Source organism: Mucilaginibacter sp. P4_A11, from assembly GCF_056402535.1.
On record NZ_JBFUHE010000006.1, the window covers coordinates 110016 to 131646 of the forward strand.

Here is a 21631-nt window from a genome sequence, read left to right on the forward strand (position 1 = left end):
TGGCAACCTCGTCACGTTTAGGACAACCGCGTTGCATGGCGCTTATGCATTAGCTACGGGATTGCCGCATTGCTCTTACGCACTACCCAACCTGCTCCTGCAATGACATAGATTATATTATTTCTTAATTCCGAAATCGAACATCCCCATTCCGAAATCCCCTAACCTCTAATCTCCAACCACTGATCACTCACTCCTTAAACTTTTCACAGGGTTAGCTATAGCTGCTTTCAGCGTATGCAGGCTCACCGTTATCAACGTGATCACGAAAGCCCCCGCTCCTGCCAAAGCAAATATCCACCAGCTTATTTGTGCCCGGTATTCATATTGCTGCAGCCATTTGTGCATAAAATACCAGGCCACAGGCATCGCTATAAATAAGCTTATCAATACCAGCAGTACAAATTCGGCAGAAAGTAAGCGCCATAGCACAGTTACTGAAGCGCCGAGCACCTTACGGATGCCGATCTCGCCGGTACGTTGCTCAGCTACAAATGATGCCATGCCAAACAAACCAAGGCAACTGATAAAAATAGCCAGCGCCGCAAATGAACTTGCCAATTGCCCGGTACGTTTTTCGCTGCCAAACTTTTGGGCATATTCTTCGTCTACAAATTGATAGTTAAATGGCTGTGCCGGGGCGTACTTCTTTAAAACGCTTTCAATTTTTTCGAGGGATTGGCCTGTTCCTGCGGCAGCATTTACCTTCATAAAAACGATCCTGCTGGCATCATTGCTTAAATGAAATATGGATGGCTGCACAGGTTGATAAGGCGAATCCATGATCAAGTCTTTTACCACGCCAATAACGTGGTAAGGCTGCCCGTTCCATTTGATGGTTTCACCTACCGGGTTCTTTAAGTCCATATATTTTACAGCGGCTTCATTGATGATAAAACCTGATGAATCTGTAGCAAAAGCCTTTGAAAAATCTCTGCCGCTTTTAAACCGCCAGCCGATTGCTTTACCATAATCATAGGAGATATCAATATTAGGGAATACAACCGCCAGGTTAGGATCTTTCGCTTTCCAATCCAATCCGCCGCTAAACGTACCAATTGATGTGGTAGGGCTGCCAGATTCGGCCATTTGGGTGATAGCGCCTGTTTTTAATAATTCATCTTTAATAACCGCAAAGTTTTTATGAATATCAGGACCAAAGGTGGATAAGGTTACCAGGTTATCTTTATTATAACCTATCGCACGTCCCTCGGCAAACCTGATTTGCCTGAACACGATGATTGTGACAATAATAAGTATCACCGAAACAGTAAACTGCACAACGATCAAAGCCCTGCGCGGAACCGCAGAGAACCTGCCCGCTTTAAAGGTTCCCTTTAATACCTTAACCGCTTTAAATGATGACAGGTAAAACGCAGGATAGCTACCCGCCAGCAAACCGGTAAGGAAGGTAAAACCCGCACATACGAGCCAAAACATATTATCATGCCACAATATTCCAAGGTGCTTACCTGCAATCTGGTTAAAATATGGCAATGAAGCCTGCACCAGGCAAACGGCTATGATAAAAGATATTACTGCTATTGAAACCGACTCGGTTAAAAACTGCAGGATCAATTGCCCGCGTAACGAGCCTATCGCCTTACGAATGCCAACTTCTTTAGCCCGCTTTTCTGAACGGGCGGTGCTCAGGTTCATAAAATTGATACAAGCCAGTATCAATACAAAAACACCGATGATACCAAACAGCCATACGTATTGAATAGCGCCGCCTGCGCTCACGCCATTTTTAAAATCGGTATAGAGGTGCCATTTGCTCATCGGATGCAGAAAAAGCTCGGGCTTGTGCCCGGCTTCATCTGCATTGCATTTGTTAAGTTTCGCGTTTTTGATCTTGGCCGAAACTTTATCCATATCAGCATGATCAGCTATTTGCGCGTAACACAGGAAAGCACTGCGTCCCCACTCATTTTTCATCTGCTCCATCCATGGGTTATTGTTAGCAAACAACTGCCATGGGCAAAAGAATGAAGCATTAGCTAAAGCGGTATTTACAGGCATATCTTCATAAACACCGGTAACTTTTACAACAGCTTTGTTATCAAGCTTCATGATTTTATTTACCGGGTCTTCATCGCCAAAATAAGCTTTGGCAGCCGATTCGGATAGTATAATAGAGTTAGGATCATTAAATACAGCCCCGCCTCCGTTTATCATTTTAACACTGAACATATCCAGCGCCTGAGGCTCAAAATAAACGCCTCTTTGCATCAGCAACTTATTGCCAAAGGCCAGGGTATGGGTACCGGCACCGGTGGCCATAGTAACATATTTAAAATTGCTGCCATAACTTTTGCGCAACTCTTCGCCCAAAGGGATCGGCTCGTTAGGCATAGTACGTACTTCGCCGTTATTGCTTTGGTTTTGCATTACCTGGGCAATGCGATCATAGTTTTGATAGTATTTATTAAAACCAAGCTCATCACGCACCCACAAGCCAATAAGCATAGCCACAGCCATACCAACCGATAGGCCCGCAATATTGATAAATGTATACCCCTTGTGCCTTGTAAGGTTACGGATAGCGATTTTTAAATAGTTTTTTATCATAGGTTTAGTTTAATTCATTGGTTCATTGGCAACCTGCCGCAATGCCACTGCAAGCGATAGCGCGGCAACCTCGTCGCGTTTAGATGATTGGCGTTGCATGGCGCGCATGCATTGGCTACGAAATTACCGCGTCGCGCTTACGCACTACCCAACCTGCTACTCGCAATGACATAGATTATATTATATCTTAATTCCGAAATCGAACATCCGAATTCCGAAATCCTCCAACCTCTAATCTCCAACCACCAACCTCTCTATTCCGCTTTCAAACTCTTAACCGGGTTCATCCTTGCGGCTCTTATGGCCTGGGAGCTTACCGTTACAAGGGCTATTACCAATGCAAGCACGCCAGCCAGGGCAAACATCCACCAGCTTATGGTTACCCGGTATTCAAATGCTTGCAGCCATTTGCTCATGCCCCACCATGCTATTGGCGTAGCTATGACAAGGGCCACCAGTACCAGCTTTACAAAATCCTTTGATAACAACTGCACAATGCCCGTTACACTGGCGCCAAGAACCTTGCGTACACCAATCTCCTTGCTCCGCTGCTCGGCGCTGAAGGCTGCCAGACCAAACAAACCAAGGCATGAGATCACGATGGCCATTAATGTAAAGGCATTGATAATTTGCGACAGGGTGACTTCAGTTTCATATTGCTTTTGTACTTCCGTATCTAAAAACGAATATTCAAAAGGAGCATCGGCAATGTCCTTACGCCAAAGTGCCTCCATTTTGCTCAATAGTGATTTATAGTTTTTACTATCGGTTGATACTACCATTGCATTAAACTGCCGCGGATCGTTACGGTAAACCAGCATAAAGGGCTTAACATCTGTGTGCAGGGAATTGTAATTAAAATCCTTCATTACACCGGCTATTTCAACAAAACTTACCGGATCGGGAGCATATTGAGTGTAAAGCCTGGTTCCGGGAGCAGCCTGCGGAGTTATTCCCAGGCGTTTACATAAAGTTTCATTGATAAGCACACGGGTGGTATCGCCTATCCGGAAATCCCTGCCTGCAATTATGTTAATGCCGTTGGCTTTGGCAAAAAACTCATCGGTATTGATATTTTGTGCATCAATAGCGGTAGCCATATTGCCGCCAGCAGTATAAACCCCATGATCGTGTGGTACAAACTGGCTCAGGTAATTATCGGCGTTGCTTACCGTTTTAACTTCGGCCAGTTGCCTCAAATCATTTGCAAAATTTTTCATTTTGCCTTGTGTAGTTTCGGTATAAAAATTGAAGATGAGTTTTTGATTCTGATCGAAACCGAGGTCTTTGTTTTTTACAAAATTAAGCTGGCTGTATATCACGATGATCCCCGTTATCAACACTATCGATAGCACAAACTGAAAAACCACCAATGATTTACGAATCCCTGCTGCCGAAATATGATTAGTAAAATTCCCCTTGATCACCTTAATGGCTTTAAACGCCGACAGGTAAAAGGCCGGATAGCTCCCCGCCACAAAACCGGTAACCACCACCATTCCCACCAGCATTACCCAAAGTTTATAGTTGGTAAAAAATGACAAATGAATATCGGTATGAGTTACCTGGTTTAAATAAGGAAGCAGGACTATCAGCAATGGTAACGCTACAGCAACACCTATGAAGGCCAGCATAAATGATTCGCCCAGGAATTGCTTCATCAAATCACCCTGACCTGCACCAATTACCTTGCGTACACCAACTTCTTTGGCCCGTTTTGATGCCCGCGCGGTTGAAAGGTTCATGAAGTTGATGCAGGCCACAACCTGTATCAGTACTGCCACCAGTATCATAATATAAAGGAACGACGGATCGAGCGTTTTGCTAAGTTCATGCTCGTGCCCCGGCGTTGTGTGAATGGTAGTTATCGGTTGCAGGTGCAGCACCTTTTTCATGCCGATGGCCTTGAGCTGGTCGGCACCGTATTTGTTTAAAAACTCCGGAAGCTTTTTCTCCAGCGCGGCTGCGCTTGCATTGGGTCGCAGTTTTACATAGGCGTATAAAAAGTTATTACCTGCCCAGGTATTATTTTGCCTTACATACTGCCCTAACCCACCGCTATTCATGGCCATGAACATACTGGCTTTAATATGCGACTGCCCGGCACTTTCGTCAATAACCCCGGTAACCTTAAAATCATGCTTACCAAATGAATTATCGATAGAGATCATTTTCCCCACAGCATTTTCACTGCCGAAAAGCTTATCAGCAACCGGCTTTAGCAATACGATGGTATAAGGTTCGGCCAGTACCTTATTGGCATTGCCGCTAACGAAATGGAAATTGAACACATCAAAAAAGGTAGAATCTACATACGCCGCATTTTGCTGATAGAATGATTTTTCCTTATACTTCAACAGGTGCTGTTTAGCCCCAAAACCCTCGGTAGTTACCAGGCGGGTAAACTGCAATACCTCGCCAAAATCACTTTTCATGGCCGGTGTAATAGGCGGCGAACTTGTTGAGCTATTATGCTTGTCGCCGGTTAACTCAAGCGAAGTGGTGATACGGTAAATGTCATTAACATCCTTATGCTGTTTATCATAACTATACTGATCCTGCACGTACAACAAAATATAAAGGCAGCACAATGTACCTGTTGCCAGCCCTATTATGTTAATCAAACTAAAGGTTTTGTTTTTCAACAAAAACCGCCATGCTGTTTTTAAATAACTTTTTAACATCTTAATTAGTTGTTCAATGGTTCATTATATCTGCTACGTGTCATTGTGAGCGAAGCGTGGCAACCGCATGCTATACAGAGCGGCCCTGCATTGCATAGCATGCGATTGCTTCGTCGTTCCTCCTCGCAATGACATATTTTGACATTTCAATATTTATAAATTCCGAAATCGAAACTCCGAAATCCGAAATCAAATTATTCCGCCTTCAAACTTTTTACCGGGTTCATCAATGCGGCTTTAATGCTTTGATAGCTTACTGTTAGCAGCGCTATCATAATTGCCGCGATTCCGGCAAGGGCAAACATCCACCAGCTTAATGGCACGCGATAGGTAAAATCCTGCAGCCATTTGGTCATTGCGTAATAGGCTATCGGCGTTGCAATCACAATGGCTATGAATACAAGCTTTACAAAATTTATAGATAGCATAGTGGTGATGTTACCAATGGTAGCGCCAAGAACCTTGCGGATACCTATTTCCTTGCTCCGCTGCTCGGCCATAAATGCAGCTAAAGCAAACAGGCCAAGACAGGCTATCATAACCGCCAATACCGCAAAACTGGTAAAGATGCGCCCCATACGCTGTACATCGGCATACATGCTGGCAAAACGCTCATCCATAAAAGTATACCTGATGGGCTGATTGGGCGCGAACTGTTTCCAGGTGGCGGTAATTTGATCAAGAGCGGTTTTCACGTCGCCAGCTTTTATTTTTACCGATACAATTGATTCACTCGGACTTAAATGAAGCACCATCGGTTCGATACCATCACGCATAGATTCAAAATTAAAATCCTGCACCACGCCAATAATAATTTTACCCGGGCCATAATTGACGATCTTTTTGCCTATCGGATTTTTAAGGCCCAGTCTTTTAACCATGGTTTGGTTAATGATCACCGCCTGCGAGTCGGTTTTCATATCCGGGTTAAAATTGCGGCCTGCTACCAATTTAATGCCCAGTGTTTTCAGATAATCATGATCAACATCCCAAAACTGGCCGCCCACACCCGCTTCTTCCTTTTCCTTACCTTCGTTATGAAACTCGTTACCGTTGCGTTTGGTGCCAGAAACCGGCAGAAAATCGCTGATAGAAGCACTTTTTACTGTGGGAAGTTTTACCAATTCGTTTTTAAATGTCTTCACCTGGTTATCAAGTGTATTGGTGCCCTGGATCATCACCACCTGGTCTTTTTCAAAACCTACCTTTTTATTGAGGATGAACTGCATTTGGTTATAAATAACCACTGTACTTATGATCAGGATAATGGATGTTGTAAACTGGAAGACCACCAGCGCGTTCCTGAGTACCGAGCTTTTGCTACCGACACTTAATTTACCTTTAAGCACATCGGCAGGTTTAAAGCCCGACAGATAAAACGCGGGATAAATACCGGCCACAATACCAATCAGAAAAGCCGAAGCTAATATTACCGGCACCAGCCACCATTGCGTCCATGGCATACTGAGCGATTTGGATGCCAGCGTATTAAAATATGGCAACAAGATCCAGGCTAATATTAGCCCTAAAACAAAAGAGAAAAAGCTGTATAATAATGATTCGGACAAAAACTGCTGAATGAGCCCGCTGCGCTGCGAGCCGACCACTTTGCGCAAACCCACCTCCTTGGCCCTGTTGGCCGATTTTGCAGTTGAAAGATTGATAAAGTTGATACAGGCAATCAACAAAATAAAGCCCGCCACCGCGCCGAAAAGCCAGATAAACCGCATATCCCCGTGCGACATGCCATCATGAATATCATAGGAGCGCAAATTGATATCCTGTACATTCTGCACTTTCATGCTAAATACATCCATTACCCGGCTTGCCCTCTTATCGCCATTGCGGGTCATGTTGGGCACATAATAGTTTTTAAGAATGTTATTACTAACCTTTTTTTCAAACTGTGGTATGTTGGTGCCAGGTTTCAGCGCCATATAAATGTGATAGTTGTTGGCATCCCAGGTTGCTTGTTCGCCATTCCAAAATTCGACGCCGGCAAGGGTTATCAAAAACTTAAAATCATGCAGGTGCGAGTTATGCGGCAGATCCTGCATTACGGCAGCTATTTTAAAGGGCTTAGTTTTGTTGTTATTCAAAAACATCACCTTACCCACCGGGTTTTGGCCGGGAAAATATTTGTCTGCTTTACTTTTTGAAATCACCATACTCAAAGGTTCGGTGAGCGCGTGTTTGGCATCGCCGTAAACCATGGGTACATTTAATATATCGATAAGGCCCTGATCGGCGTAAGCAAAACCTTCTTCGTGCGTATTATCGGTCTGGTCGGCACGTTTTAGCTCATTACTGCCTGCTCCCCAAAATAATGAATTAGGCATCAACCTACCTGATTTTTCCACCTCCGGAAAATCTTGCTTGATCACTTTCCCCATAACTGAAGGCCAGTCAACGCCTTTTTCACGCGAGGCACCGTCATGATAATCTCCAATTAAACGGTAAATGTTATTGGCGTTGGGGTAGCTTTTATCGAAGCTCAACTCATCACTAATATACAGGGCAATTAGAAGACAGGCAGCAATACTAAAGGCGAAGCCGCCAATTTTAATGGCGGCATACATTTTTTGCTTGCGCAGCTGCCTCAAAGCGATCTTTAAATAATTTTTGATCATAGTGGTGCTGTTTAAAAAAGGGTTATGTTGTCCTAATTTCTTACTACTTTTATAATCTGGCTGCCGGTTCGTCACTTGTTTAACAATTGGTGGTTCTTCGGCGTTAGCCTTAGTTGGGTTTGTACTTCCCTCAATATCTTTGATCTTCGCCTGGATCCTGCCAAACAAAGCCCCACTATCACTCTTAGGCTTTTCTTCTCCGTCATCCCACCATTTCGACATCAATTTAAGCTGACTATGCAGCTCAGGATTTTCAGCCAGCAAAGCCTCTAACTCCCGCAGCTCGGTTGTCGAAGCTTCGTTAGCTAATTTCTTTGAAGCCAGGTTCCAAACTTGGTCATCTAAGCCCATATCTCAAACAGGTTTTAGTTTATCAAAAGGCAGTACACTACTGTTAGTGTTGAATAAAACATGTGCCATTTATCAAACCAGCACATTATCAGCAACTTAAATAAAATCCACACTTATTACTGTACGATAGCGTACATCTGGTGTTCGGTTTTATGAGGTGGGATTAGTCATCTTGACTTAATACTCAGCCTGTTCCGTTTTTTTTCGCAATATTATGCAGTGGCCGAAGCCGGGCTTAGTTGTGCCTTCCTCTCTGGATATCTCAAAAATCAGCATCCTTATACGTAACATAATCCCCGCTCATGCGTCATAGGTGATTTACGCATAAAACATTTTAGCTTCCGGGATGTATATTTGAAAATTAACTATCCTCAATAGCTTGTAAAAAGCAAACTTTTTGTACTATATATGACTGATCGCAAATTACTTACAAAACTCATGCTGTCGTGTGTGCTTACCACCGCTATGGCAACTGCTTACGGGCAGCAAACCCCTCCCCCCGAAAACCCGGCTTTGAAAATTTACCGGGCTGTACCAACCAAGATCAACGACCTCATCCACACCAAACTTGATGTTCGTTTCGACTACAAAAAACGCTACCTGTATGGTAAAGAATGGGTTACGCTGAAACCTCATTTTTACCCAACCGACAGCTTAAGGCTTGATGCTAAAGGCATGGACCTTAAAAACATTTCGGTAGTAAAAAATGGTAAAAACCTTCCGTTGAAATTTACTTACCAGGACAGCCTTTCGGTAGCCATTAAACTGGATAAGGTTTATCGCAATAACGAAAGCTATACCATTTATATCGATTATACTGCAAAACCAAACGAGCTGAAGGAAAAAGGCAGCGCGGCAATTAACGATGCTAAAGGCTTATATTTCATTAACCCCGATGGTACTGAAAAAGATAAACCAACACAGATCTGGACACAAGGCGAAACTGAAAGCTCGTCGGCCTGGTTCCCTACCATTGACAAGCCAAGTCAAAAAACTACCGAAGTGATCACCATGACCGTACCGGCAAAGTACGTAACCTTATCAAACGGTAAACTAACCGCTCAGAAAACAAATGCCGACGGCACACGTACAGATACCTGGAAACAGGAACTCCCACATTCACCGTACCTGTTTATGATGGCCGTTGGTGATTTCAAGATCTATAAAGACAAATGGAAAGATAAAGAAGTAAGCTATTACCTTGAACCAAAATACGCTCCTTACGCTAAAGAGATCTTTAGTTTTACGCCTGAGGCGATCGATTTTTACTCAAAAACCTTAGGTGTTGATTATCCATGGGTTAAATACTCACAAATTGTGGTACGCGATTATGTGAGCGGCGCTATGGAAAATACATCGGCTACCCTGCACGGCGATTATGTACAGGCTACCCACCGCGAACTGATAGATGCTAACTACAACAACGGCCGCAGCACTATCGTTCACGAATTGTTTCACCAATGGTTTGGCGATTATGTTACTGCCGAAAGCTGGAGCAACCTTACAGTAAACGAATCGTTCGCCAACTTTAGCGAAACCATCTGGGCCGAGCATAAATATGGTAAAGATGAGGGTGATGCCCACAATTATGCAGATATGCAAAGTTACTTGCGCTCGCCTGGCGCTAACACTAAAAACCTGGTACGTTTTTATTATGCCGATAAAGAAGATGTTTTTGATGCAGTAACTTATCAAAAAGGCGGCCGCATCCTGAACATGCTTCGCAATTATTTAGGTGATGCCGCATTTTACAAAGGCCTTAACATCTACCTTAAAACAAACGCCTTCAAAAATGGTGAAGCTCAGCAGCTGAGATTAGCATTTGAAGAAGCAAGTGGCCAAGACCTTAACTGGTACTTTAACCAGTGGTATTATGGTGCAGGTCACCCGATATTGAACATCAGCTATAAATGGGATGACGCAACTAAAACCGAAACTGTTTACCTGAAACAAACCCAGGATGGCCAAACCTTTAAACTGCCAATAGCCATTGACGTTTACCAGGGCGGCAAAAAAGTACGCCATAAAGAATGGATGAATGATAAGGTTGATTCTATCAGCTACCAACTGGCCGGCAAACCGGATTTGATGAACGTTGATGCCGATAAGATCCTACTTACTAAGAAAACTGACAATAAAACTATTGATGAGTTTTCATTCCAATATTTTAATGCTCCTAATTACCTTGACCGTTACGAAGCTATAGAAGCTGCCGCATCAGATCAAACCCGTCCGCAAGCACAAAAAATACTTATAGCTGCTTTAAAAGACAAATATTACGGTTTGCGTGTAAAAACCATCAAGGCATTAAATCTTACCAAAGATGATGTGCGCAATGCAGCTCAGCCAATACTGATCTCATTGGCTCAAACCGATGGTAATACCCTGGTTAGGGCGGCTGCTATTACCGCGTTAGGTAAATTAAAAGCAAGCGGCAATATGACCTTGTTCACGCAATCAATGTCAAGCGAATCATATGCTGTACAGGGTGCTGCTTTAAACGCTATTGCCTTGCTTGACCCGGCCAAAGCATTAAGCTTAGCCAAAGGCCTTGAAAAAGATAACAAAGGCGCGCTAACTGCCGCTATCATGACTTTATATACAACCAACGGCAATGATACCGAATGGCCATTTGTTTACCATGCCTTTGTTGAAGCAGGCATCCAGGAAAAATTTAACTCACTTAAAAACTTTGCCGATATGACTGCTAAGGTTAATAAGCCTGAATATGCCCAGCAAGGTATTGGCCAGTTAAAAGAGGCAGGGATTAAATTTAAAGTTTACGGGGCAGCACCTTTTGTAGTTACCCAACTGGAAGGCATCAAAGCCTCACGTACAACTATAAAAGATGAAGCATCAGCGAAAGCAGCTGATGATGCCATCAAAGCTGTTAATGACGCCAAATAAATAAGCATCTTAAAATACGAAAGGCCGCCTTGTACAAGGCGGCCTTTCGTATTTAAGCTTAAAGCCTAAAGCTAAAGGCTGAAAGCTTTTTGGCATTAGTTTTTTTAGCTTTAAGCTTTTGGCATTCAGCTTTTAGCTATTTTTAATAGCCTTCGGCTTTCAGCTTTAAAATTACTTTACCAGCGTACCGATATCTTCGCCTTTGGCAATTTTCATGAAGTTGCCTTCTTTGTTCATATCAAATACGATGATAGGCAGCTTGTTTTCCTGGCAAAGAGTAATGGCAGTCATGTCCATTACATTAAGGCCTTTGTCATATACTTCCTGGAAAGTGATTTCGTCATAACGGGTTGCAGTAGGATCTTTTTCCGGGTCGGCAGTGTAGATGCCATCAACGCGGGTACCTTTCAATACTACGTCGGCTTTAATTTCAATAGCGCGTAATGAAGCAGCAGTATCGGTAGTGAAATATGGGTTACCGGTACCGGCACCAAAGATCACGATCTTGCCCATTTCCAGATGGTGCATAGCACGGCGGCGGATGTAAGGCTCGCAGATCTGCTCCATTTTAATGGCAGATTGCAGGCGGGTTTCTACACCAATGCTTTCTAATGCATTTTGCAGCGCCATACAGTTAATAACTGTTGCAAGCATCCCCATATAGTCTGCCTGCGCACGTTCCATGCCTGATTTTTCGGCACTCAATCCCCTGAAAATATTACCGCCTCCAACAACTACCGCAATTTCGATACCGGCATCATAAACGTTTTTAATGTCATGGGCATACTGCAAAACCTGGTTATTATCAATACCATATTGCCTTGTGCCCATCAGCGATTCGCCCGAAAGTTTCAGTAATATTCTTTTGTATTTCATTTGGTGTGATTTGCTAATAATAGAAATAGATGAAACCTGCTTTTGTTTATATCAAGAATTGATAAAGCTCTGTTCATATGGGAGTAGTTCGCCAAAAATAGCGAATAAATTGCAGTGTTAAAATTTTATGTTGTCTTTGTTAAAAAATCGCCCTTTAATATAGTTTCAAGTACTTCAAAATCAGCGTTAAAAATAACAAGGTCGGCATCAAAGCCTTTTTCAATTTTACCCTTTTTTGTTTGCAATGCAAGCTCGGCAGGATATAATGATGCCATATTCACAGCCTCCGCCAGGTCTATCCCCACTAATTTAACGCAGTTTTCTACCGCTTTAAGCATGGTAAGGCATGAGCCTGAAAGTGTACCATCGGGCATAGTATACCTATCACCCCTAAGCTCATGCTGGTAAGCGCCTTCTTTAGTTGAAGTAACCGCATCGGTGATCAGAAAAAGTTTATCACCCAATTCGCGTTTAGCCAAACGCACCATGGCAAAATCAACGTGGATGCCGTCGGCCACAATACTGGTATACGGACGCTCTTCAAAAATAGCTGGAATATAACCAGGCTCGCGGTGATGCATGGATGGCATGGCGTTAAACAAATGCGTAACTGCCTGTACCGGTTTCTTCAAAAATGATTTACCTTCGGCATAAGTAGCGTTGCTATGGCCTGATGATATGATAACACCCTGCTCATATAAATAATCAATCACTTCCTGATCCTGTAGCTCGGGCGCAATAGTGATCATTTTAATAACACCGTCAGCTTTTTCAAGCCAACCTTTAACTTCAGCAAGGGTAGCCTTTTTTATAAATTTTTCAGGGTGGGCACCTTTCTTGGCGGGGTTTAAATATGGGCCTTCCAGATGTAATCCCCAGAAAGCACCTTTGCTTTTTTCACGGTAGATCTTAGCGGCCTCAATACCAGCTTCCACAATATCATTCGTATTGGTACCAATAGTGGCAAACACGCCTGTAGTGCCCTGGTTTAGCAGGTCATTTTCCAGTTGTTCAAGCGCTTCAACAGCAGGTGTACCGGCAAAAAGCTTCCCGCCACTACCGTAGATCTGCAGATCGATAAACCCCGGGGCAAGGTATGCGCCATTCAGGTCTTTCTTTACAGCATCTGTTGGGATGGCAGCTTCATCAATAATATCAGTGATGATACCGTTTGAGATTAAAACGGCTTTTCCTTCGGCAATAGTGCCGGAAGAGATGAGTTTAAGGTTGTGAAGGGCGAGGATAGACATGATTCTTCGTTTTACGTCATTGCGAGGTACGAAGCAATCGCGAACTCTACAGAGTGGCTCTGCATATCGGGGATTGCTTCGTACCTCGCAATGACGGGGTTCATTAAAAACAAAAAGGGCAAAAAAAATCCCCCGATTTTCATCGGGGGATAATATGATTAAGCTCCTAAAGCTACCCGCTTAAAGGCGGTTACTGTAAGGCCTTTTTCAACCGAGTCAAGGAATTGTGAAATGCTTTTAGAAGAATCTTTCACAAACTCCTGGTTTAACAGGGTTGAGTCTTTGTAGAATTTATTCAGTTTACCGGCAGCAATTTTTTCAACCATTGCTTCTGGTTTACCTTCTGCACGGATCTGCTCTTTAGCAATTTCAAGCTCACGCTCAATTACTGAAGCATCAACACCGTCTTTATCCAAAGCGATAGGGTTCATAGCGGCAATTTGCATTGCTACGTCTTTACCGGCATCTTCGGCACCTGCACCATCAGCGCTTAAAGCAACCAATACACCTAAACGGAAGTTACCGTGGATGTAAGCAACAACTTTTTCACCGCTAACTACTTCATATTTAGATACACCGATTTTTTCACCGATTTTACCTGTTTTTTCGATGATAGCATCACCAATTTTAACACCACCAAGTTCAAGGGCGTAAAGCTCTTCAATTGAAGCTGGTTTTGCTTCAACTGCTTTATCAGCAATTTCACCTGCAAAAGCAACGAACTCAGCATTTTTAGCTACGAAGTCAGTTTCGCAGTTAAGCTCGATGATAACACCGGTTTTAAAATCAGCCGAAGTACGTGCAATAACAACACCTTCGTTTGATTCCCTGTCCTGACGGCTTGCTGCAACTTTAGCACCTTTTTTCCTTAAAAAATCGATAGCTGCTTCAAAATCACCGTTAGTTTCGGTTAATGCTTTTTTGCAATCCATCATACCGGCACCGGTTTGCTGGCGCAGTTTGTTTACGTCGGCTGCAGAAATTTGTACTGTAGACATGTTTTTTTGAGTTTTAAGATTTTTTTTATCGGGTTACAAGTTACCGTTATGGTGTTATGCTACTGTAACCCGCAACTATTTTTAATATTAAAAATCTCCCACCCCTTGTTGAGGTGAGAGAATTAATATAATTTTTTGTGTATCCCAGGGGGATTAACAAGGAAGATTATTCTTCTGTTTCAGCAGCTGGAGTTTCAGCTTCGCCTTCAGCAGCTACTTCAGCAACTTTACGGGTTCTTTTACCGCCTTCGTTAACTTCAGGAGCATCAGCTTTGGTTTTTGCAGCTACTGCTTCTTTTTCTGCTTCGTCTTCTTTCTCGCGTTTACGCTCATCTAAACCTTCTTCGATAGCTTTGATGATGATGCTGGTGATCAATGAAATTGATTTTGTAGCGTCGTCATTCGCAGGGATCGGGAAGTCGATGTTTGAAGGATCAGAGTTGGTATCAACCATAGCAAATGTAGGGATGTTCAACTTCAATGCTTCTGAAACCGCGATGTGCTCTTTCTTAACGTCGATCAGGAATAACGCAGCCGGTAAACGGTTCAAATCAGAGATACCACCTAAAAGGGTTTCTAATTTTATACGCTCACGCTGAATCATCAGACGCTCTTTTTTAGAAAGGTTGCTGTAAGTACCGTCTTTAGTCAATTTATCGATGTTTGACATCTTTTTGATCGACTTACGTACAGTAGCAAAGTTGGTTAACATACCACCTAACCAACGCTCGGTGATGTATGGCATGTTTACGCTTTTTGCATAATCGGCAACGATATCTTTCGCTTGTTTCTTTGTAGCTACGAATAATACCTTACGGCCTGATTTTACAATTTGTTTTATAGCTGCAGCAGCTTCTTCAACCTTAGTTAAGGTTTTATTTAAATCGATAATGTGGATACCGTTACGCTCCATGAAAATGTACTGTGACATTTTCGGATCCCATTTGCGGGTAAGGTGACCAAAGTGTACACCAGCGTCCAGTAAATCCTGATAAGTTGTTCTTGCCATTTTGTTGTCCTCCTGTGATTAACGTTTACTGAATTGGAATCTCTTACGTGCTTTTCTGCGACCTGGTTTCTTACGCTCAACCATACGGTCATCGCGGGTCATTAAGCCTTTAGCACGTAACGCTGGTTTCTTTTCAGCATCAAGTTCAACAATAGCTTTAGCGATAGCTAAACGAACGGCTTCTGCCTGTCCTTTTACACCACCACCTGCAACGTTTGCTTTAACATCAAATTTTCCGGTGCTACCAGAAACCTCAGTGCTCTGAGTAACGATGTATTGCAATGGCAAAGTAGGGAAATACTCTTTGTAATCTTTACCGTTAACGATGATCGCACCATTTCCTTCTGTAAGGTAGATGCGGGCAACGGCTGTTTTTCTTCTGCCTGAAGTGTTAGTTGTTGGCATTTTTTTTCTCCTTAAAAATTAAAAATTAAATGGCTGTTGGGTTTTGCGCAGCATGAGGATGCTCAGCACCTGCATATACATGCAAATTGCCGAATAATGCTTTGCCCAAACGATTTTTAGGTAACATACCACGTACCGCTTTCTCAATGATGCGCGTTGGATGTTTCGCCAATAACTCCTTAGGAGAAATAAAACGCTGACCACCTGGATATCCAGTGTAACGAACATAAACCTTGTCGCTTAGTTTGTTTCCGGTCAGTTTTACCTTGTCTGCGTTGATAACGATCACATTATCACCACAGTCTACGTTTGGGGTAAAATCAGGCTTGGTTTTACCACGGATGATCATTGCGATCTTAGTGGACAAGCGCCCCAAAATCTCGCCTTCCGCGTCAACAACAACCCATTGTTTGTTAACGGTTTTTTTGTTGGCTGAGACAGTTTTGTAACTTAACGTATTCACTTGCTTTAAATTAAATTGTTTAAACGTTTATTATACCCCGTATTTTCGGGACTGCAAAGATAGGGTTAATTATCTTATTAGCAAATAGATTTTAAGGAAAATATTACAGATTGTCTGAACCGGGATTTGGAGGGATTTAAGGATGGGCTGGATTTTATTTGTCTTACCTCTTTAACTAAAACAGCGACACCATTATTACGACCTAAAATAATAAACTATCGCCTTTAATTCCCCCCTTGCTCAATCGTCGGTAATTAATGTTACCTGTGCATATTTATAAGGGTACTTTTTGATCTTGCTTAATTGATCCGGCGGTACAGCTATTTTGCAAACTCTATGATTCTTTGCTTTTTGAAGCCCGGTCCAGTATATATCTGGATTGCCTGAAATTTCTTTTCTCAGTCGCGTATCAAGAATTATAACAGTATCGCCTAAAATCGAATCGCGTTTAAATGACTTGCAAACGTATACATCTGCACATGGAATAGAATCATCCTTTGAACCGCCCTTTATTTCACATAAATAGGCAGATATAAAGCTCGGACCCATAGAGGAGTCAATAATACTATCATCAGCTTCAGTCATTTCCGCAGTGTTTAAATGTACTATTTCGCTTACTTTTCCTCTTTTGGTGTACACGAGGTTAAAAATACACCAACAGCCAAAACAACTAACAGCAATGTTCTTGAAATAAATTTTAACCACTGTCTCATTCCTGCTTTTTATTTAATACCAAACTTGTTCAAAAAGTAACCTTTAAAAAGAAATAATGGTGTTGCCTGCGGCCGGGCTATCCGCTCATACGCCTGCAGGCATTACGCTCGTGGCCGGTATCCGCTACTATCCCTAACACAGATTAAGGTTCTATTATACGAGCGTTTTATTTTGTAATAAGTTTTTTACATTCAGATGATATAAATATCTTAGCAGGAACGCTAATAAACCCCTAACTATTGGTCCCCGCTGTTTACCGGCTTACCTTAACCTTGTTTGTACTTTTATGTACCGGCAATCTCTTTGCCCAAACCCTGGCCGATCCGGTTGATTCTTTGCAATCACAAGTAGATGCCAACGGCATCTTAGCTTCTATATTCAGTGGTAAAAGCAGTAAATCAGCAACAACAACTACTCAGCCACAAAGCCATACTTACTGGTCGATATTGCCATCGGCCGCCTATAATCCGAGTGTGGGATTCGCGGCAGGGGTAATTTCATCGGGAGGGAAATATTTTGGCGATCCATCAAACACAACGCTATCGGTAATCAATGCAGGCTTTTACCTGTCAACAGGCGGGCTGTCCACTTTTGAATTTAAACAAAACGCTTTCTCGGCCGGGAACAAGTGGAACCTACAGGGTACCATACAAATAGGTAAAACTGTTGCTATGGATAATGGCCTTGGTACCGGCAGGCGCAGCTTTGGCGAGGGCAGCTTTTTCATGAACAATACTCACTTTGAAAATAATCCCGATGCTTTCCCTATCAGGTATGTTTATATCAAAGCCAATGAACGTATTTACCGTAAACTGGCCAATAGCATATACGTTGGCGCTGGACTAAGCTTCAACTACTACAGCCATATTGATGATGACCGTAAGGATATTCCCATCAGCCAAACCCATAATTACCGGTATAGCATTCGTAATGGATTCCCGGTAAACTCTTACCAGGCCAACGGCTTGCTTTTAAATTTCCAGTTCAATACCCGCGACCAGCCTAACCGCGCTTTCAGGGGTATTTATGCCGATATTGTTTTGCGCAGCAACCAAACCTGGCTGGGCAGCAACCGTGATGCTATGCAAATTAAATTGGAGTTCAGAAAATACTGGAGCCTTTCGAAAACTAACCCCGAGCATGTTTTCGCAATATGGCACTGGTCAAACTACCTGCTTAGCGGCTCACTCCCCTATCTCGAACTGCCCGGCACCGGCAGCGATGCCTACGGACGCATAGGACGGGCATTTATAATAGGTCGCTTTAAAGGCATGTCGTTTGTATATAACGAGGCCGAATACCGGTTTCCGTTAACAGACAATAAGTTGCTTAGTGGCGTTGCGTTTATTAATGCAGAAACAGCCAATAACCAGCAACGTATAAAACTATTCAGATATTGGGAACCCGGCGGAGGCGCAGGCTTGAGGCTGTTGTTTAATAAATACACCCGCTCAAATCTTTGTATAGATTATGGCAGGGGTGCGTACGGCTCAAGCGGTTTCTTTCTTGGGCTAAACGAGGTGTTTTAGCTGTATTTGAACCGAACTGCCTGCTCAAACGTTATAACTGGTGTCATTTTTGTGATTAAAGCTTTTAAAGGATTAATTTATCACAAATGCGCACTCCGTTAACCTCACAGCTACTTGGCGATCTGATTGAAAAAGGCTATGAATATGTACTGGTAAAAGTAACTGTAAACCAGCAGACCGAAGAAATTATCGACATCACCCTTGTACCGGTTAAAGCCAAACCCGAACTTAATAATTTGCCTTCGGGCTACGAAACATTTTATCGTATTACCCGCGAACCGATGCAGCTTGTATGCGGCGTTGACAAAACCACTATTTTTATCGAATACCAAACTTTCGATGACGCCATAACCGGCCAGGACCTTTTCGACGATACTTATTTTAGAATGAGCGAGGATTTTTTCAGACAGGTACTGGACAGCCTGGAAGATTACGCGGTTATCACCACCGATAAGAACGGAGACATTAACAGTTGGAATATCGGCGCTCAAAAGGTGCTTGGTTATACCGAACAAGAAGTTTTAGGTCTGAACGCCCGGATTTTTTTTACCTCCGAAGATGTTGCCGAAGGCAAACCCGAAATCGAATTAAAAAAAGCGCTGAGTCTGGGGCGCGCAATTGATGAACGCTATCACGTACGCAAGGATAGCACACGTTTTTGGGGCAGCGGACTTGTTTTCCCTTTATTTGATGAGGAACATAACCATCGGGGCTTTACAAAAATCATGCGCAATCAGCGCGAAGAGCAACAAGCCAAAGAGCTTGGCATATAAAACAAAAGAGGCGCTCGTATTGAGCGCCTCTTTTGTTTTATATCTTTTTAAGAAAAAGGATTAAGCGTTATAGCTTACACCATGATCTTCTTCAACCTGAGGGTTAATAAACGGCGAGCCTTTGGTAAAGCAGCCTACAATTAAAAGGTATGCGCCAAAAATCAATTGCGGAGCAACCAGTTTAGGTGAAAAAGCATAAACCCATGGCGAGCAAAATAAAAATGAACCCATAATTACGTCACCTACATTGTGCATAACCATAGGAAACTGTTTGATAAAGCCCATTTCGTTTTTAGCGAAGATAGCCATGATCAGTTGTAACCAGCCAATTATTAACGGCAGGAACAAAGCTGCGCCGCCAACATGAAGTGTATCAAAAGTCCATAATGATGAGATCATTAACAGGGCAACAACATAGTTTAAAAATCCGTAAGTTTTTGTTGAGATGAAGCCTTTCATTTTTAGCTTATTTTATAAAGTATGGTATAAATAGTTTGTATCAAAAATTTATCGCAAAGCTAAGCATTTATGCGTGCAGCGCTACATTAAATTTTATATAATATAAATCGCTGTTTCTTTACGGGTTATGTGCTTTAAAACCCATACCTTTAATTCAAACGCATTAATAATACGTGTAAAGATATACGTTTTAAAATTAAAGCGATCCGTTTCCCTCCTCACCACCGGGCAGTATATACCGTCCGTTTCATTTCGTCCTGCCGCTATCACTATTAACGGATACAAATATCAATAATCCGCTAAGAAATCAAACATTAAAATAAAAATCATGAGCAAGAACAAACAATCTACCAAAGAAAAAAAGAAACCTGCCGCCGAAGGCAACAGCAAAGCCCCTTCCGATTATCAATCAGGTAAAAAAGACGTTGTAAAACCGATCATCACACCGGCTAAGAAAAAATAATTATTTTAACACGAATGACTTGCAGTCCTTTTACAATTAAAGCGAATTACACGAATTTTTTTTCAAATTAAGAATTTGTGTAATTCGCTTTAATTCGAAAAAATTAGTGCTTATTTTATTATGCTGTTACAATATCGCGGAACAACTGGATATGCCAGCTATCCTTAAACGGCACTTCCCATTTGGTTTCGAGCTCGGTTAAATTTTGTACCAAGTTATTGTAAACTATGGTTTGTTTATTGATGCTTCCGTCTTTCAATTTATCCTCAAAGCCATGACGGGGCAATGAAAGTACTTCCTCACCATCACGGTAAGCCAAATTAAACCTGTCGAAAAGGTTGATACCCAAATGCTGCTGCACCTGCTGCATAAAATGAACCGATTTATCGATAGAGCATCCGCTGGCACCTGCCTGGCTTTCATCAACTATCAATATAAAGAAACGATTATATCTGATCTCGCCCTTCGCTTGTAACTGGTTGTTGTGGGCTGTCCAATTAGTGGTAAACCTGTCCAGCTCGGGCTGTATTTGCTGTACTTCCTGATCGCTCAATTTCCTGTCCGACTGATAGATCCAAACTCTTGACTGTGGAGAAAATTTCATTTACAAAAATATCAATTTATTAACTTCGGGTTACATTTTGTTGTCATGAAAACATCAATTATTCCGGCAATCGGGAAAACAGCGCTCATTACATCAATTTTTGCCCTTATTGCGCTAAATTATGGTTTTAAAACCGAAATGAGCGAACAGGAATGGCTAAACTGGAGCAATAAATGCCTCAGTAACTCATTCAACCCAACGCCCGATATCAATCTGAAAAAGTGGGAGATAACCCTCACCGGTGATTATTTTTTACGTTTGAGGAAAACTTATCAACAGGGTAAACAGGAGTATTTTTCTTTTAACCTGCATCGCTTAACCAATGTTGATTACCTGGGCAGCGACACAACGGGTACACTCAAATTTAATACCCAAACAGATGATATCATTGTGCAAACCTACGAAGACCCTGCAGGCAATATCGATTCGATGGCTACTTCACTTGGTTTACCGGTACACAATATGAATACCACGAGATTTGATAGCCTGAAGATCGCATTAAATTATTTCAGGATGAAAAGTCTATAGCAATCTAATTCCTATGCTTCTTTCTGAATTTTGCTAAGGATATGAAATCGCCGGATGCCCCATCCAAAACTTTTAAAAAAGGTTCAATACTGACCTTATTAACATCGACATTCTTTATTTTGAACATGTAACTCGTTTCATACCGGTCAGGCCCGTTGTAACCTGCTGAAACTTCATAATAAGGATTTTCAACAGTCGGCGATGCCCACACTATCAACGAAGCGTTTGCTTTGTATTTCTTCAACTCTTTATCGAGTCTTTTTACCTCGACTAATTTGAATAGTTTATCTAATAACCGCTCCTCTTCCGGAGTACTTTTGTTTGTTTGACAAATCAGAACATCGCCCTTCGCCACAGTGCTGAAAGCTGTCACCAGAAATAGCAAAATATAACAAAGTAGTTTTTTCGATAACATAT

18 protein-coding genes are annotated in these 21631 nt (G+C 42.3%); 5 read left to right on the forward strand and 13 right to left on the reverse strand.

The annotated features are described in order from the left end of the window. Positions 1 to 186: 186 nt before the first annotated feature. From AC1DUD_RS13500 to AC1DUD_RS13510, 3 genes are all read right to left on the reverse strand, one after another. Positions 187 to 2571 (reverse strand): ABC transporter permease, encoded by a 2385-nt coding sequence (locus AC1DUD_RS13500; RefSeq protein WP_477375205.1) that lies wholly within the window; start codon positions 2569 to 2571, stop codon positions 187 to 189. 254 nt (positions 2572 to 2825) lie between these two features. Further along, the gene (locus AC1DUD_RS13505) at positions 2826 to 5255 is read right to left on the reverse strand and encodes an ABC transporter permease (protein ID WP_477375206.1); all 2430 of its coding nucleotides are present in this window, start codon (positions 5253 to 5255) and stop codon (positions 2826 to 2828) included. A 194-nt stretch (positions 5256 to 5449) separates the two neighbouring features. Further along, entirely contained in the window at positions 5450 to 8236 is a 2787-nt protein-coding gene (locus tag AC1DUD_RS13510; protein WP_477375207.1) for an ABC transporter permease, read from the reverse strand. 408 nt (positions 8237 to 8644) lie between these two features. On the opposite strand from AC1DUD_RS13510, the gene AC1DUD_RS13515 reads away from it, so the two are divergent. Then, positions 8645 to 11143 (forward strand): M1 family aminopeptidase, encoded by a 2499-nt coding sequence (locus AC1DUD_RS13515; RefSeq protein ID WP_477375208.1) that lies wholly within the window; start codon positions 8645 to 8647, stop codon positions 11141 to 11143. A gap of 171 nt (positions 11144 to 11314) precedes the next feature. On the opposite strand, the gene pyrH is transcribed toward AC1DUD_RS13515, so the two are convergent. The 7 genes from pyrH to AC1DUD_RS13550 all read right to left on the reverse strand — a co-directional run bounded on the left by pyrH (position 11315) and on the right by AC1DUD_RS13550 (position 16729). After that, positions 11315 to 12019, reverse strand: a complete 705-nt coding sequence (pyrH, locus tag AC1DUD_RS13520; RefSeq protein WP_121808969.1) for a UMP kinase — start codon at positions 12017 to 12019, stop codon at positions 11315 to 11317. Between the two features lie 125 nt (positions 12020 to 12144). Next, complete coding sequence (gene nagA / locus AC1DUD_RS13525) at positions 12145 to 13269, reverse strand: N-acetylglucosamine-6-phosphate deacetylase (RefSeq protein WP_477375209.1); 1125 nt, start codon at positions 13267 to 13269, stop codon at positions 12145 to 12147. 158 nt (positions 13270 to 13427) lie between these two features. After that, a complete protein-coding gene (gene tsf, locus AC1DUD_RS13530) occupies positions 13428 to 14267 on the reverse strand; it encodes a translation elongation factor Ts (RefSeq protein WP_477375210.1) in 840 nt (279 codons plus the stop codon). Between the two features lie 166 nt (positions 14268 to 14433). Beyond that, positions 14434 to 15276, reverse strand: coding sequence for a 30S ribosomal protein S2 (gene rpsB, locus AC1DUD_RS13535; RefSeq protein WP_110587287.1), 843 nt, complete (start codon positions 15274 to 15276; stop codon positions 14434 to 14436). A gap of 18 nt (positions 15277 to 15294) precedes the next feature. Next, on the reverse strand, positions 15295 to 15681 hold the full coding sequence (gene rpsI / locus AC1DUD_RS13540; protein ID WP_110587286.1) for a 30S ribosomal protein S9: 387 nt from the start codon (positions 15679 to 15681) through the stop codon (positions 15295 to 15297). Positions 15682 to 15706: 25 nt separating this feature from the next. After that, positions 15707 to 16144: a 50S ribosomal protein L13 gene (gene rplM / locus AC1DUD_RS13545; protein ID WP_090529488.1), complete on the reverse strand. Its 438-nt coding sequence runs from the start codon at positions 16142 to 16144 to the stop codon at positions 15707 to 15709. 240 nt (positions 16145 to 16384) lie between these two features. Beyond that, complete coding sequence (locus tag AC1DUD_RS13550) at positions 16385 to 16729, reverse strand: hypothetical protein (RefSeq protein WP_477375211.1); 345 nt, start codon at positions 16727 to 16729, stop codon at positions 16385 to 16387. A 368-nt stretch (positions 16730 to 17097) separates the two neighbouring features. Here AC1DUD_RS13550 and AC1DUD_RS13555 point away from each other — a divergent pair, with 368 nt between their 5' ends. Then, positions 17098 to 18387, forward strand: coding sequence for a BamA/TamA family outer membrane protein (locus AC1DUD_RS13555; RefSeq protein ID WP_477375212.1), 1290 nt, complete (start codon positions 17098 to 17100; stop codon positions 18385 to 18387). Between the two features lie 86 nt (positions 18388 to 18473). Next, positions 18474 to 19160 carry a PAS domain-containing protein gene (locus tag AC1DUD_RS13560; RefSeq protein WP_477375213.1) on the forward strand — a complete coding sequence of 229 codons (687 nt, stop codon included), beginning with the start codon at positions 18474 to 18476 and terminating at the stop codon, positions 19158 to 19160. Positions 19161 to 19220: 60 nt separating this feature from the next. On the opposite strand, the gene AC1DUD_RS13565 is transcribed toward AC1DUD_RS13560, so the two are convergent. After that, the gene (locus AC1DUD_RS13565; protein ID WP_110587281.1) at positions 19221 to 19619 is read right to left on the reverse strand and encodes an SPW repeat domain-containing protein; all 399 of its coding nucleotides are present in this window, start codon (positions 19617 to 19619) and stop codon (positions 19221 to 19223) included. A 328-nt stretch (positions 19620 to 19947) separates the two neighbouring features. Here AC1DUD_RS13565 and AC1DUD_RS13570 point away from each other — a divergent pair, with 328 nt between their 5' ends. Beyond that, entirely contained in the window at positions 19948 to 20082 is a 135-nt protein-coding gene (locus AC1DUD_RS13570; protein ID WP_377023329.1) for a hypothetical protein, read from the forward strand. Positions 20083 to 20200: 118 nt separating this feature from the next. On the opposite strand, the gene AC1DUD_RS13575 is transcribed toward AC1DUD_RS13570, so the two are convergent. After that, positions 20201 to 20686: an ABC transporter ATPase gene (locus AC1DUD_RS13575; RefSeq protein WP_477375214.1), complete on the reverse strand. Its 486-nt coding sequence runs from the start codon at positions 20684 to 20686 to the stop codon at positions 20201 to 20203. A 45-nt stretch (positions 20687 to 20731) separates the two neighbouring features. On the opposite strand from AC1DUD_RS13575, the gene AC1DUD_RS13580 reads away from it, so the two are divergent. Beyond that, positions 20732 to 21214, forward strand: coding sequence for a hypothetical protein (locus AC1DUD_RS13580; protein ID WP_477375215.1), 483 nt, complete (start codon positions 20732 to 20734; stop codon positions 21212 to 21214). 4 nt (positions 21215 to 21218) lie between these two features. Here AC1DUD_RS13580 and AC1DUD_RS13585 read toward each other — a convergent pair whose 3' ends face one another. Further along, positions 21219 to 21629, reverse strand: a complete 411-nt coding sequence (locus tag AC1DUD_RS13585; RefSeq protein ID WP_477375216.1) for a hypothetical protein — start codon at positions 21627 to 21629, stop codon at positions 21219 to 21221. Positions 21630 to 21631: the final 2 nt, after the last annotated feature.

Excerpts from the sequence above, each read along its gene's own strand:
- AC1DUD_RS13585 (WP_477375216.1), bottom strand. The coding sequence starts at position 21,629 with ATGTTATCGAAAAAACTACTTTGTTATATTTTGCTATTTCTGGTGACA.
- pyrH (WP_121808969.1), bottom strand. The coding sequence starts at position 12,019 with ATGAAATACAAAAGAATATTACTGAAACTTTCGGGCGAATCGCTGATG.
- nagA (WP_477375209.1), bottom strand. The coding sequence starts at position 13,269 with ATGTCTATCCTCGCCCTTCACAACCTTAAACTCATCTCTTCCGGCACT.
- AC1DUD_RS13570 (WP_377023329.1), top strand. The coding sequence starts at position 19,948 with ATGAGCAAGAACAAACAATCTACCAAAGAAAAAAAGAAACCTGCCGCC.
- AC1DUD_RS13550 (WP_477375211.1), bottom strand. The coding sequence starts at position 16,729 with ATGACTGAAGCTGATGATAGTATTATTGACTCCTCTATGGGTCCGAGC.
- AC1DUD_RS13515 (WP_477375208.1), top strand. The coding sequence starts at position 8,645 with ATGACTGATCGCAAATTACTTACAAAACTCATGCTGTCGTGTGTGCTT.
- AC1DUD_RS13560 (WP_477375213.1), top strand. The coding sequence starts at position 18,474 with ATGCGCACTCCGTTAACCTCACAGCTACTTGGCGATCTGATTGAAAAA.
- AC1DUD_RS13565 (WP_110587281.1), bottom strand. The coding sequence starts at position 19,619 with ATGAAAGGCTTCATCTCAACAAAAACTTACGGATTTTTAAACTATGTT.
- AC1DUD_RS13575 (WP_477375214.1), bottom strand. The coding sequence starts at position 20,686 with ATGAAATTTTCTCCACAGTCAAGAGTTTGGATCTATCAGTCGGACAGG.
- AC1DUD_RS13505 (WP_477375206.1), bottom strand. The coding sequence starts at position 5,255 with ATGTTAAAAAGTTATTTAAAAACAGCATGGCGGTTTTTGTTGAAAAAC.
- AC1DUD_RS13500 (WP_477375205.1), bottom strand. The coding sequence starts at position 2,571 with ATGATAAAAAACTATTTAAAAATCGCTATCCGTAACCTTACAAGGCAC.
- AC1DUD_RS13580 (WP_477375215.1), top strand. The coding sequence starts at position 20,732 with ATGAAAACATCAATTATTCCGGCAATCGGGAAAACAGCGCTCATTACA.
- AC1DUD_RS13510 (WP_477375207.1), bottom strand. The coding sequence starts at position 8,236 with ATGGGCTTAGATGACCAAGTTTGGAACCTGGCTTCAAAGAAATTAGCT.
- rpsB (WP_110587287.1), bottom strand. The coding sequence starts at position 15,276 with ATGGCAAGAACAACTTATCAGGATTTACTGGACGCTGGTGTACACTTT.
- tsf (WP_477375210.1), bottom strand. The coding sequence starts at position 14,267 with ATGTCTACAGTACAAATTTCTGCAGCCGACGTAAACAAACTGCGCCAG.
- rpsI (WP_110587286.1), bottom strand. The coding sequence starts at position 15,681 with ATGCCAACAACTAACACTTCAGGCAGAAGAAAAACAGCCGTTGCCCGC.